The 13,139-nt window shown below is 68.8% G+C and carries 10 protein-coding genes; 5 read left to right on the top strand and 5 right to left on the bottom strand.

The genetic code is table 11. The annotated features are described in order from the left end of the window. Positions 1-9 precede the first annotated feature (9 nt). From ENSA7_RS21645 to ENSA7_RS21635, 3 genes are all read left to right on the top strand, one after another. Positions 10-438 (top strand): nuclear transport factor 2 family protein, encoded by a 429-nt coding sequence (locus tag ENSA7_RS21645; RefSeq protein WP_106091219.1) that lies wholly within the window; start codon positions 10-12, stop codon positions 436-438. A gap of 148 nt (positions 439-586) precedes the next feature. Further along, positions 587-2,308, top strand: a complete 1,722-nt coding sequence (locus tag ENSA7_RS21640; RefSeq protein ID WP_181233979.1) for an N-acetylmuramoyl-L-alanine amidase — start codon at positions 587-589, stop codon at positions 2,306-2,308. 10 nt (positions 2,309-2,318) lie between these two features. After that, positions 2,319-3,530: a TolB family protein gene (locus tag ENSA7_RS21635; RefSeq protein ID WP_106091217.1), complete on the top strand. Its 1,212-nt coding sequence runs from the start codon at positions 2,319-2,321 to the stop codon at positions 3,528-3,530. 87 nt (positions 3,531-3,617) lie between these two features. Here ENSA7_RS21635 and ENSA7_RS21630 read toward each other — a convergent pair whose 3' ends face one another. The 3 genes from ENSA7_RS21630 to ENSA7_RS21620 form a co-directional block, all read right to left on the bottom strand. Then, positions 3,618-4,520, bottom strand: a complete 903-nt coding sequence (locus tag ENSA7_RS21630) for a hypothetical protein (RefSeq protein ID WP_106091216.1) — start codon at positions 4,518-4,520, stop codon at positions 3,618-3,620. Positions 4,521-4,623: 103 nt separating this feature from the next. Continuing rightward, positions 4,624-6,000 carry a hypothetical protein gene (locus ENSA7_RS21625; RefSeq protein ID WP_106091215.1) on the bottom strand — a complete coding sequence of 459 codons (1,377 nt, stop codon included), beginning with the start codon at positions 5,998-6,000 and terminating at the stop codon, positions 4,624-4,626. A gap of 6 nt (positions 6,001-6,006) precedes the next feature. After that, positions 6,007-6,708 carry a DUF6484 domain-containing protein gene (locus tag ENSA7_RS21620; RefSeq protein ID WP_244923864.1) on the bottom strand — a complete coding sequence of 234 codons (702 nt, stop codon included), beginning with the start codon at positions 6,706-6,708 and terminating at the stop codon, positions 6,007-6,009. A gap of 153 nt (positions 6,709-6,861) precedes the next feature. Between ENSA7_RS21620 and ENSA7_RS21615 the strand changes: the two genes are divergently transcribed. Then, positions 6,862-8,769, top strand: a complete 1,908-nt coding sequence (locus ENSA7_RS21615; RefSeq protein ID WP_106091214.1) for a type VI secretion system Vgr family protein — start codon at positions 6,862-6,864, stop codon at positions 8,767-8,769. 35 nt (positions 8,770-8,804) lie between these two features. After that, on the top strand, positions 8,805-10,154 hold the full coding sequence (locus ENSA7_RS21610; RefSeq protein ID WP_181233978.1) for a cyclic nucleotide-binding domain-containing protein: 1,350 nt from the start codon (positions 8,805-8,807) through the stop codon (positions 10,152-10,154). Positions 10,155-10,225: 71 nt separating this feature from the next. Here the strand turns inward: ENSA7_RS21610 and ENSA7_RS21605 are convergent, their stop codons facing one another. Together ENSA7_RS21605 and ENSA7_RS21600 are read right to left on the bottom strand one after the other, a co-directional pair. Beyond that, positions 10,226-11,005, bottom strand: a complete 780-nt coding sequence (locus ENSA7_RS21605) for a thioesterase II family protein (RefSeq protein ID WP_181233977.1) — start codon at positions 11,003-11,005, stop codon at positions 10,226-10,228. Positions 11,006-11,037: 32 nt separating this feature from the next. Further along, positions 11,038-12,777, bottom strand: a complete 1,740-nt coding sequence (locus ENSA7_RS21600) for a serine/threonine protein kinase (RefSeq protein ID WP_106091211.1) — start codon at positions 12,775-12,777, stop codon at positions 11,038-11,040. Positions 12,778-13,139: the final 362 nt, after the last annotated feature.

Genomic DNA, 13,139 nt, shown 5'->3' with positions numbered 1-13,139 from the left:
TGCGCGCGAATGAGCGACTCGCCCCGATCCGCCCTCGACGAGCTGACGCGGGCCAACCGCGAGTTTTACCGGGCGTTCGCGGCCGGCGACATCGTCGGCATGGATCGGCTCTGGGCCGATCACCAAGAGGTCCTGTGCACGCACCCGGGGTGGACGCTGCTGCGCGGGCGCGAGCGGGTCATGGCCAGCTGGCGAGGGATCCTGCGCCGGCCTACGCCGGTCCGGTTTCGGGATGAGGTGGTCGAGCTGCTCGGCGAGGTCGGGGTGGTCGTGTGTGTCGAGGTCCTGCCCGAAGCCGAGCTCGCGGCCACCAATGTGTTCGTGCTCGAGCAGGGCCGCTGGCGAATGCTTCATCACCAGGCCGGCCTGATCGCGCGCCATGTCGAGCCCGAGGACGACGAGCCCGAAGATGTCGACCAAGGTCGCTTGCTCAACTGATACGCGCGATTTCACTCAGTGCAGAACTTTGCGTGGGACAGGCCACTGAAATCGAAAGCAGTGCAAATCTTCGTTGACGCCGTGATGGTGGACACGATACCTAACCACTCGCACCTACACGTAGGTTCGGGTGCTCAAAGAGACCGCCATGTATCGCCAAAACCTGTCCATCTGCTCGATTTCGCTGTTGCTGCCCATTCTTGCGCTGTCCGCGTGCGACGAGAGTGACGGTCGTCCGGACGATCAATCGGGCATCCAAGACGGTGGCGACACCGATCCAGACGGCGACGAGAGCCTGCCTCAGCAGCCGCCCGAAGACCTGGCCGAGATGTTCGAGGTTGCCGGCGAGGAGTTCGACGTGCCCGCCGCGATCCTCCGCTCGGTCTCGCTGGTCGAGACCCAGTGGCAGATGGTCCAGGGCTCGTCCGAGTTCGAGGGTCAAGCGGTGGCGACCGGGTTGATGGCGCTGCGCGGGCAAGACCTGGCCGAGGGCGCCGAGCTGGCGGGTGTCTCGATCGTGCAGGCGAGCGGCGACCCGCTCTCCAACATTCGCGCTGGTGCGGCGCTGCTGTCTGCGCTCGCCGATCAACACGGCATCGCCAACCGCGGTGACATTGGCGCGTGGGTCCCCGTGCTCGCCGAGTACAGCGGGATTCAGAGCCAAGAGGGCATCGACGCCTACGTCTACGACGAAGTGTTCCCCGAGGCGATCGGTGGCGTTGGCTACGAGGTTGGTGACATCCCGCTCGCGCTCGACTCGGGCAACGGCGCGGCCGCGACCGCGCTCTCGGCTGGCCCCAACTACGCGGGCTCGGTCTGGCGGCCGTCGCCCAACCACAGCGCCCGGCCAGCGGGGGCGATCGGTGATCCTTCCATGGTCATCATCCACACCTGCGAGGGCTCGTACAGCGGCTGCTGGAGCTGGCTGAAGAACGGCAACTCTGGGGTCAGCGCCCACTACGTGGTCAACAACACCGGCTCCGAGATCTCCCAGCTGGTCGACGAGAGCCGCAAGGCTTGGCACATTGGCGCGTCTTACAACTGCGCGCTCAATGGCAACACCGACTGCAACAAGGGCGGCACCAGCAGCAATAACTTCACGATCGGGATCGAGCACGCGGGCTACGGCAACCAGGCCAACTGGGACGGCGGCCTGATCGACGCCTCGGCCGAGCTGGTGTGTGACATCACCCAGGATCAGGGCATCCCGCGCGATCAGTATCACATCGTCGGGCACGGCCGGCTGCAGCCCTACAACCGCACCGACCCGGGCCCGAACTGGCCGTGGTCGGACTACCTCGCGCTGATCAACAACTACTGTGGTGACGGACCCGCGCCGGATCCCGATCCGCAGCCGGATCCCGATCCGCAGCCGGATCCCGATCCGCAGCCGGATCCCGATCCGCAGCCGGATCCCGATCCGCAGCCGGATCCCAACCCCAACCCGGTCGATATCGTCATCGACAGCAACAACGGCCTCAACGGCCAGAACGCCAGCATCTACGTGTCCAACGCGTGGGCCTCGGCGACCGGACCGACCCAGTACGAGACCGGCTATTGGTGGCACTCGACCCAGGGCATCTCCGACGCGGCCGAGTTCGCGTTCTACCTCGACGAGCCCGCGCAGCTGACCGTCGAAGCGTGGTGGACCGCGGGCAGCAACCGGTCCTCGTCGGCGCCCTTCTTGATCTACGACTCGTCGATCAACCTGCTCGACACGGTGTACGTCAACCAGCAGCAAAACGGCGGCAAGTGGAACGGGCTCGGCACCTACCAGTTCAAGGCTGGCTGGAACTTCGTGGACCTCTCGGTCTGGGCACCGGCGGGCTACGTGGTCATCGCCGACGCGGTCCGCGTGCACACCCCGTGACTCGCACCCCGTGACTCGCACCACGCTCGCCACGCTCGCGCTGCTGACCGCTGTGGTCGGCAGCGCGTGCTCCAAACCCAGCGCGGATCCTGGCGCCGAGACCCGCGCCGAGGGTGGGAGCGCTGACTCTGCTTCGCCCGCCGATCGTCCCGTGAAACCGGCGGTCTGCGGGCGGGTGTTGTTCGTGTCCTCACCCGCGGAGGGGTTCGACCAAATCTGGTCGGTGCCCGCAGCCGGCGGTCCAAGCAGTGAGCTGCTGCGCTCGGGCGCCTCGGTGTATCCGGCCGCGATCTCGCCGGACGCTCGCTCGCTGCTGGTGCTTCGCTCCGAGCCGCTGCCGGAAGGAAAGACGCGCGATCGGTTCGGGATGCTCGGGCTGACGCCGGACAGCGCAGCGTCGGGCCCTGCCGCGCTGGCGGCTGCGATCGGGCCCAAGGACATCGGGCTGCGCAACCCCCAGTGGTCGCCCGACGGCGGCTGGATCGTGTTCGAGAGCGACGCCAACAGCTTTCGAGATCTCTACCGGCTCGAGCTCGGCTCCGACGCGCTGCTGCGCCTGACCGACAACCCCGAGGGCAACTTCGAGCCGGCCGTGTCGCCCGATGCTCAGCGGATCGCGTTTGTCTCGAGTCGCGACGGCAACGCCGAGATCTACGTGATGACGGCCGACGGCGGCGCGCCGATGCGCGTGACCAACAGCCCGGGCGACGACACCGAGCCCGTGTGGTCGCCGAATGGGGAGACGATCGCGTTTCGCAGCGCCCGCGACCGCGAGCGGGGCGTCGATATCTTCATGACCGACGTCGCGGGCGCCGAGGTCCAGCCAGCGCTGCGCGAGGGGCCGCGAGAGCCATCGGTGATCGCCAGCGGCGTGGCCTTTTCACCCGATGGCTCGCTGCTGGCGTACACCGAGTTGGTGCCCAAGCGCGGCGTCGCGACGATCGTGATCGTGCGCGCGGATACGGGCGAGCTGGTCGCGCGGACGGGCAGCGCGGGTGCGAAGACTGTCGACGAGCAGCCGACCTGGTCGGGAGATGGCGAGCACCTGGTGTTCGCTCGCAGTCAGGATCAGCGGTCCGACATCGTGCGCATGCGGGCCGATGGGAGCGAGCAGGAGCTGCTGACTGACGGCGCGGGGGTGTACTGGTTGCCGCGCTGGGTCGCGGATCCGCAGTGCGCTCGGGTGGCGCCGCTGGTGGTGCCGGTCGCCGGTCAGGGCTGAGCCTCCTGGGCCTGTTGAACCTTCTAGCCATTGCTCAGGCATGCTCAGCCATCGCTCAGGCCATGGCCCGATGCTCGGTCTCGCGGTTCATGCGTCCTCGAACAGCGCCGAGACGTCGGTCACCTCGCGGGCCCGATCCGCCCAGCGCTCGAGAACCGCGATGTCTTCGCATGCGCGGAGGCGTGCTTCGCTGTCTGCCTCACAGGCGACGCCGCGGACGTCGAGCAACGCGAAAATCAACTCGACGAGGGTCACGCGTCGACCTTCCTGCCGACCGGTCTCCAAGCCGTGCCTACAGCCGCGCAAGTAGGTCCCGCTGTTCTTCTCAATCTGCCAGATCTCGTGCTTCTCTTCCATGTTCAGCTCCTGTTCTATCGCTGCCCGCTCTCGCTCTGACAACGCCGCTAGTATCGTTCGAATATACGATTGCCTTCGCTTCTCCGGAAGGCCCATGCACGCGCGCACTCCATTTTGCGCGGCCTCGCTGTCACCCGCGTGTCCGTGCAGGGCCCCAACCAGCACACCTGCGGTTGGCCACCGCATCATCTCCTCGAGACTGAGGCGCGGCACGGTGTCCACGTCGAGCAGCAGGCCGTCGATCCGAGGTGGTGGACCCACTTTCCAGTCACGAATCGCCGCCGACATGCGGCGACAGTACGAGACGAACACCATCCAGGTCTGAAGCTCGTAGCTGTCGGCCAGGACGGCTTGATAGTACGGGAACCGCCATCGCTTGATGCGCTGGTACGCCCCCTGCGCCTCGACACCAATGACGATGCCGCGCTTGGGGACCTCGACCTCGTGAACCAGCACGAGGTCGGGGTAGCGCACGATGACCTTGTCGGGATCCTCGGGATCTTCGCGCTCGACTTCGCCCTGCCGGGGAGTTGGTGTCCCAGCTACGGGCCGCTCGACACCGAGGAGATCGAACGCGAGCCAAGGGTCGTGGCGGAACAGCTCGATGGTTCCTTGATGAAGCTTACCCAGCACATCTGCGATGTCGGCCCCCGCAGATGTGCTTTGCAGCTGCTGCGATAATTTCTTGCCGCGATGTTCGCGCCGCTCGAGTCAGGGGCCCGCGCAGAGCGACGCCCTACATCAGCGGCAACCCACCCTGGAAGTCGACGCTGCCGCGACCTTGGGCGCGCAGCTGATCCAAGCTGGCGAAGATCGCCGTGGTCTGCGAGGTCTGGATCCGCGCCGCCGCCCGGGTGTCGAGCATGCCGATCCCCGCGCTGCGGATCGCAAGCTCCAGCGCGAGCGGGTGTCGTCGTCGCATGGGTGCGGTCCGCAGCGCGTGCTCGATCGTGCTCGGCTCCAGCGGCCGCCCGGCGTAGTAGCGCAGCGCAGGCGAGAGCTCGTTGCGACACTCGAGCCACCACGCTCGCGCGCGCTCGGGGTGGGGCAGCCGCAGGCGCAGCTCGTCGGGCGGGACCAGGTTGGCCGCGAGGTCGTCCCGCCCGAGCACGGGCAGCCCTTCGTCCTCGTCGTCGCCGTAGCCCCCGTGCGCGCCCTCGTCGAGCCAGTAGTGGTCGACGCGAGTCGGGAGCCCGGCGACGAAGGTCATCAGCTCCCCCGCGAGTCGGGCCAGCTGCGGGTGGTCGAGCAGCGCGGCGGCGAGGTCGACCGCGTCGGGCCGACCGGTGACGCCGGCCGCCCACAGCAGATCCGGGTCGGGCCGGGCACGCAGCAGCTCCAAGATCCGCGCGTGGGAGGCCGCGTCGCCCTGCATGGCGACCCATCCGAGCGCGGCGCGGCGCAGGGATCCGGCGCCGCCCGGGCTCTGGCGATCGAACGCAGCCTCGCAGGCCAGCTGCCACGAACCGGGCAGCCCGCGGATCAGCGCGCTCTCGATCGCGGCCTCGCGCAGCTTGGCGTCGGGGTCTCGCATCAACTTGAGCAGCCGCTTGAGCACGTTCGACGAGGTCGAGTACCGGGCGAGCCAGGCCGCGGCCCGGCGGACGCGCGGCTCACCGTGCTTGAACCACACCCGCAGGCGCTTGCCGACGTCGACGCCGAGTCCGGTCAGCGCTTCGAGCCGGCCCGCGAGCGCGGGGCCGTCGTGTTCGGGTAACGAGGCGATCAAGCGCGCGGCCAGGTCCGTTCGCCGCGACAGGTGCATGGCCCGGATCAGCCCCCAGCGACCCTCGGCGCCAGCGCGGGGCAGATAGTCCAGGACGATGTCGGGCCCCTCGAACCCGCCGCCATCGAGGATCGCGAGCGCGGCCGCGGCGGTTCGGTAGCGATCATCGTCGAGGTCTTCGTCGAGCACGGGACGCACGAGGCGGTCGAGCACGGGCTGGCCGCCGACCACGAGCCCCATGATGTTGGCCATCAGCCGCTCTTCGGGTCCGGCCCGCAGCTCGCCGATCGTGAAGATCGGCGAGTCGACGGCGCGCTCCCAGGTCTCCCAGAAGAACTCTGCCTCGCCGAGGTGCTCCTCTTGTACGTCCCAGAGCAGCGCTGCCACTTGGCCTCAGTTGATCTGGACGGAGCCGCCCTTGATGCGGTTGACCCCGCGCGAGCGGGTCTCGACGTAGGTGCCGCGGATGACGACGCGGCCGTTTCGGCGCAGCACGATGCTGGCCTGTCCGCAGCGCAGGACGATCTCGTCGGCGGCCTCGATCTCGACGCGCCGGCCGTCGACGCTGGCGGCCATCGGCGGGATGGCCTCGCTGGCGGCGAGCTCCTGACCGGCGTTGGTGTCGGTGTTGGTGTTGGTGTTGCCCGGCTCCCGATCAGTTTCGAGCTCGACGTCGACCTCGAACACCACGGGCTGCAGCAGCCCGGCGATGATCGGCGCGCGCGGCTGGCCGTCCTCGAAGGTCAACATCACGCCGCGCTGCTCGGCGATCGCCTCGGCCACCAGGTCGGGGTCGAGCGGGATCACGCTGCGGGCGGCGAGCGGGCCGTGCTCGTTGCCCGGGAAGTCGACGGTAGGGGCGGAACCGGACGCCCACTCGACCAGCCACCCCACGCGGGTGCCGAAGCTCGGGTGTGAAGCGGGTGTTACAGGCCGCAGCTGAGGCCCAGCTTGCGGGCTGGGTTGGTCGCGGGTGCCCTCGAGCAGCTCGGCGAGCAAGCCGGGCGTGGGGCCGTCGCTGGGCTGGATCGCGTGTTCCGACGCCGCTGGGGTGTCCGCGGGGGCTTCACCGTCTTGGTTGGCAGACTCGGTCACGACCGGGGGCAGTCTACCAGATGAACGGTTGCCGTACGCACGTTCACGCCGGTATTCTGCGAGGGTCCAGACCCAGGTTTGGGCGAGCGCTGGCGCGGCCATATCGGCGGTCGGCGATTTGTTGGGCCGCTGGACGTGCCCCCGAGAGATATCATGCTCAAGCTCAGTCTCCCGCCGCCCGCCTACGAGCTGACGTTGTCCGAAGAGGGCGCGCAGTGGACCGTCACTCGCGTGTTCATCGCGGAGGGGCTCAACCGCAGCTATCGCGTGGTCATCGACGCCGAGACCGACGGCGAGGCCGAGACCGACAGCTTGCTCGGCTGCAACGCGGCGCTGCGACTGGTCCGCGGCGGCCAAGAGCAGCGCGCGATCTGTGGGGTGGTGTCCCGCATCGACTACACCGGGATCGTCGATCACCACATGACGATCCGGCTCGAGGTCGTGCCCGCGTTCGAGCTGCTGCGACAGCAGGTCAAGTCGCAGATCTGGCAGGAGCTCAGCGTCCAGGCGATCATCACGGAGGTGCTCGACGAGGCGCTGGGCGCCTACGGTCGCGCGATCGACTTCGGTAGCGTCAGTCGGGGCGCCGCAGCCCGCGACTACTGCACGCAGTACCGCGAGTCCAACTTCGACTATGTCTCGCGGCTGCTCGAGGAAGAGGGCATCAGCTACGAATTCATCCACGACGGCGACAGCGGGCTCGAGACCCTGACCTTTCGCGACGCCAACGATCAGTACACCGAGATCGAGAATCTCGACGGCACCCCGGACATCCCGATCATCGGGACCCAGCCGGAGCTGGCCGACGTCGAGTCGATCCAGGCGCTCGAGTGGTCCAACCAGCTCACGACCACGGGCACGCTGCGGCGCGACTACGACTGGATGACCCCGCGCAACCTGCTGAGCGAGCCGGCCACGGGCACCGACGCGCGCGGGCTCGAGCGCCGCGTGTACACCCACGGTCGGCGCCGCTACATCGACGACGATCTCGGCGACCAGGCCACGGATCTCAAGCACGCCTCGACGATCGGTGGTCGGATCGCGCGCGGCCGCAGCAACTGCATGAGCATGCGGCCCGGCCTGCGCTTCAAGCTGGCCAACTCCGAGCGGCCCGACATCGAGATCGAGTACCTGATCACCGCGGTGACCCACTCGGGCGGTCACAGCTACCAGGCCCAGGACGACGGCGGCGCCGAGGCCGGGTACACCAACGAATTCGAGTGCGTGCCGTTCGACGCCGTGATGCGGCCCGAGCCGGCCACGCCCAAGCCCCGGGTTCACGGCCCGCAGACGGCGATCGTCACCGGCCCCGACGGCGAAGAGATCCACACGGATCAACACGCGCGGATCCACGTCCAATTTTACTGGGAAGAGAAGCCGACCTACACGGCCGGCTCGTCGTGCTGGGTGCGGGTCTCGCAGAGCTGGGCCGGGCTCGGGTGGGGCACGCAGTTCATCCCGCGGATCGGCATGGAGGTCATGATCGAATTCCTCGAGGGCAACCCCGATCGCCCGCTGTGCACCGGCTGCGTCTACAACGGCGAGTACCCGCCGCCGTTCGCGGTGCCCGACAACAAGACCCAGACCGGCTGGCGGACCAACTCATCGCCGGGCGGCGGCGGCTTCAACGAGCTGCGCTTCGAGGACGCCAAGGGCGAGGAGCACATCTACATCCACGGTGAGAAGGACTGGGTCGTGGAGATCTTGAACGATCATCGTGAGACGATCGGCCACGACCAGTACCAAGAGATCGGCAACGATCAGACCAACGTGATCAAGCACGATCAGACCGAGGACGTCGGCCACGATCGAACTGAGAGCATCGGCAACAACGTCAGCGAGTCCGTGGGCAAGCTGCGCACGGTGACCTCGGGCGACAACATGAGCTTCACCAGCGACAAAGAGACGCTGATCGAGGCCGCCGACAAGATCACGCTCAAGTGCGGGGCCGCGTCGATGACCATGAAGAGCAACGGCAACATCGTGCTCAGCGGCAACAACCTCACCCTCAAGGGCAGCGGAAACATCGTACTCAAGGGCAACAAGATCGGGAGCAATTGAGCTACCTGAACAGGCCGAACGGGCGGGGTACCAGCTTGGGCGACACGTCGGGCGACATCTCGAGCTACTGGCCGTTCGACGCGCTGCCCAAGGCCGCCGGCAAGCTGTTGTCGGAGGCGGCCCTCGAGCTCGAGCTCGACCACGACACCTGGCTGTTCCATCAAGACGATCCGGCTGACGCCCTGTTCGTGCTCGTGTCCGGCCAGCTCGACGTCTATCAAGGTGATCCACCGATGTGGCGCAAGCGGCTCGCGCCCGGGGCCTGCGTGGGTGAGCTGCCGCTGGTCGTGGGGGGCGAGCGCGTGCGCTCGGGCTCGATCCGGGCGGTCGGCAGCTGTCGGCTGATCGGGCTGGGCTACAGCGACGTGCGCCGGTTGTTGACCCGGCGGGTGTTCGACGCGCTGCTGACCCCGGTGACCGAGCGCCACCTCGCGCGGCTCGAGCTCGGGCTCGCCACCTTGTTTGGCACGCTGCCGCTGTCGATGCTCGTCGAGATCGACGGCGCGATGATCCAGCGCCACCTTCAGGCCGGCGAGGTGCTGTTCAACCCCAACGAGACCTTGCGGCATGTCTGGCTGGTCGATGAAGGCCGGCTCGAGGTCCTGGTCGAGCGAGACGGCCAGCTGCAGCGCGTGGCCGAGATCGGACCGGGCCAGCCCGTCGGTGAGCTGGCGGTGCTGATCGGCGGCGAGCGATCGGCGATGGTCCGCGCGGTGCGTGACACCTGGTTGCGGGGGCTGACCGCGCCCACCTTCGAGGCGCTGCTGATGCGCCACCCCGGCGCGGCGCTGGGTCTGGCGCGGACGCTGGCGCGGCGCCTGGTCCAGGCCAACCAGCAGCCCGTGGTCGTCAACCATCCGCGCACGCTCGCGCTGGTTCCGGCCCAGCCAGGCGTGGATCTACGCGGCTTCGCGGGCGCGCTGGTCGAGCAACTCAGCAGCGACGTGGCCGTGCTCGGGGCCCAACAGTTCGCCGCGGACGCCCCCGGTGCGGTGTCGCTCGACGACGATCCAGCCCTGCGTCGGTTTGGTGAGTGGCTGTCGGCGGCCGAGGCCGAGCATGACGCGGTGCTGCTGTTGGTCGCCGGTCAGCTCGACGCGTGGACCCGGGCGTGCGTGAGCGCGGCCGACGAGGTCGTGCTGATCGCCGACAGCGGTGACGTGCCGCCGCCGACCGAGGTCGAGCGGGCGATGCTCACGGGTGAGTCGCCCGGGGAGCTCGTGCAGCTGGTGCTCTGCCATCCGCCCGGGACGCCGACCCCCGGAGACGAGAGCGTGCTGATGCCGTGGCTCGAGGCCCGGTCGCAGCTGGTGTTCCTGCACGAGGTCGCCAAGGGCGATCGGCGGGACTTCTCGCGGCTCGGACGTGGGCTGTTTCGCAGCTGATCAGCTCCGAGCAGGGCTGATCAGGTCTGACCAGGTCTGATCAGGTCTGATCAGGTCTGATCAGGTCCCAGTCAGACCTGGGCCGGTAGATCGGCGCGGAGCTTGTCGAGCAGCCAGCGCATGCCCGGCGCGGGTGCTAGATAGAAGTGATCGCCCGCGAACTGGCCCGACTCGAAGCTCGCGGTCGTGAACTCGGCCCATCGCTCGAGGCCGGCCTTGCCCACGTGGGGATCATCGACGCCCGCGTAGGCCCGGATCGGGATGTCGAGCGGGGCTTCTTCACTGAGCGTGTGGGTCTCGTTAATCGTGAGATCGGCGCGCAGGACCGGGAGCGTGAGCGCGAGCAGCTCGGGCTCGTCGAGGATCGGCTTGGGGATGCCGCCGTAGATCCGCTGGACCTCGTCGATCAGCTGCTTGTCGCTGAGCTTGTGGAGCTCGAGCTTGCGGCCCACGCCCGGCCCGTTGCGGCCCGACGCGACCAGCAGCTCCGGGCGTGGGAGTGATCGACGCCGGAGCTCACGGGCGAGCTCGAAGCCCAGCAGCGCGCCCATGCTGTGACCAAAAATCGCGAGGCGAGGGCTGGCTCGCAGCAGGGGCGCGAGCGCCTCGGCGAGCGGCTCGACGACCTCGGCCACGCTGTTGACCGGGGTCTGCCGCAGCCGCGCTTCACGACCGGCGAGCCGCACGGCGAGCAGCTCCACGTGGTCCGGGAGCTCGTCGAGCCACGGCCGAAAGCTAGACGGGCTGCCGCCCGCGTGGTGAAAGCACAGCAGACGGATCGTGGCGTCGGGGCGGGGCCGCGGGCACGCCAGCCACGTTCGGGTCAGCTCGGGGGCGTCTTGAAGTTGCACCACGGCCAGCCTACCCGCGGGCGCCAGGCTTGTCAGTCATCATCATCGTCGCAGTCGCGGCCGCACAGGTACACGTCGCCGCACTTCTTGGGCTTCTTGCGCTTTTGTTTGCCGCGCTTGTCGGGGCGATCTGGACACTGGACGTCGCAGCCACCTTGTGGGCAGTGGACCTCGCAGTCGCCCAGACACTCGACGGTGCACTTGCCGACCCGATCACACCAGACCGAGCTCTCGTCACCCACGCTGAGCTCGCAGTGGCCGACGTCCGTGCAGCGGACCACGCAATCCTCCCCACAGCCGAGCTGGCAGCTGGGCATGCTGCGGCACTCGCAGACGCCGTCCGAGCAGTCCAAGTCTGCGCGCTCGCCAGCGGAAGCTGGTTGTGCTCGTGCTCGTGCTTGGTCTCCGAGCTCGGCCCCCGCGGCGGTGGGGCTGGTCGCCGCCGCGGGCTTGTCGTGGTCGGCCTGCAGCGCCTGGCCAGCGCCGAACGCCATCAGCGCGACCATGATCGCGGCCGCCCCGATCGCCCACGGCAGCCACGGACGCGCCGGGCGGGCCGGAGGCCGCGTGATCACGACGGGCTCGTAGCTGGTGATCTCGAGCCCGGGGTGATGAGGACCTCCGGCGTGCGGGGCCAGCTGATGGCCGTGGGTGGCGGCGTTTGGTTCCTGGGCGGGCGCTCGCGGGGGACCAACCGGCGGCAGGGGAAGAGCGGGCGCCAGGGCAGGGCCGGGCGCGTGTGGAGCAACGGGCGCTGGCGGAACAACGGGCGCCAGCGGAGCCGCGGGCCGAGCTGCGGGTCCGGCCGCCGGTTGCCAGGCGCTCGACCCCGCGGCCGGCTCGGCGTGGGTCTGCATTGATGGCGTCGCGCTGGGACCCGTGACCTGCGGGGCCGCGGCCGCCGGGGCGCTCGCCGCTCCGACCAGCTCCGGCCGCAGCCGCGCCAGCTCGTCGATGACCTCGCGGGCGCTGGCGTGTCGATCATTGCGCGACTTCTCGAGCAGCTTGGCGACCACCCGCGCGAGCGGCTCGGGCACGCTGGGCGGCAGCGCCGGGGGATCCGCCAGGATGTGCATGCGCAGCAAGGTGGCCGCGTCGTCCGAGACGAACGGCGGGTGCCCGGCCAACATCTGATAGAGGATCAGCCCGGTCGCGTAGAGATCCGTCCGCTCGTCGAGCTTGCCGCCCGACGCCTGCTCCGGCGACATGTAGCGCGGCGTCCCAAACACCATCCCGGCCCGCGTCAGCTGCTCTTTGGCGCCCTCGTCGTCGATCAGCTTGGCGATCCCGAAGTCGACGAGCTTGACGATCTCGCCGCCCCGAAAATCCTGGGTCACGAACACGTTCTCGGGCTTGAGATCGCGGTGGACGATGCCGAAGTGGTGCGCGTGCTCGAGGCCCTCGAGCATCTGCATGATCGTGTCGACCGCCCGAACCGGCGCCCACGGCTGGCCCAGCGACGCCTCGAGCTCGGCGCCCTCGAGCAGCTCCATGACCAGGTACTTGACCCCGCCGTCGGTCGTGCCGAAGTCGGTCACGCGCACGCAGTTGCGGTGGTCGAGGCGCGAGACGCTGTGGGCCTCGCGATCGAACCGCTTGGCGGTCGAGGGGTCACGGCTGAGCTCGGTGTGGAGCACCTTGATCGCCACGTCGCGACGCAGCCCCACGTGGTGAGCCCTGTACACCGCGCCCATGCCCCCGCGACCGAGCAGCCCCTCGATCCGGTAGCGCTCGTGGATCATCTCCCCGGTGATCATTGCGCCCACCAGCATCGTGCCCGCTGGCCGCCGCGGCCGCCACCGCTGCGGCCGCCACCGCTACGCCCCGCCACCGCGATGGCGGTGGCGCCGCGGCCCTCGCTGCGCAAACCGCTGCTGGTCAGCTGTGCGGCGATGAGCTAGGGTACGCGCTTGTTGGGCACCCACTGGCGTGGGTTGCGCAACGGAGACAAGACCGATTTCAGCTCGAACACATCGCGCGCCCCATCAGATCGAGCCCCTCGCGGGCGCTCGATCGACTGCGTTGGGGCGACAACGTTGATGATCGCTCGAGTCGAATTCACGGCGGGGTACCAGCGCGCAGGCTCATGTGGAGCTGCGTCGGGTCGGTCCACGCCTCACTCGCCCACGCGACC

The sequence above is a fragment of the Enhygromyxa salina genome (assembly GCF_002994635.1).
GTDB lineage: Bacteria > Myxococcota_A > Polyangia > Nannocystales > Nannocystaceae > Plesiocystis > Plesiocystis salina_B.
Note: the sequence above shows the minus strand (reverse complement) of the source record. Positions and strands in the feature narration are given on the sequence as shown.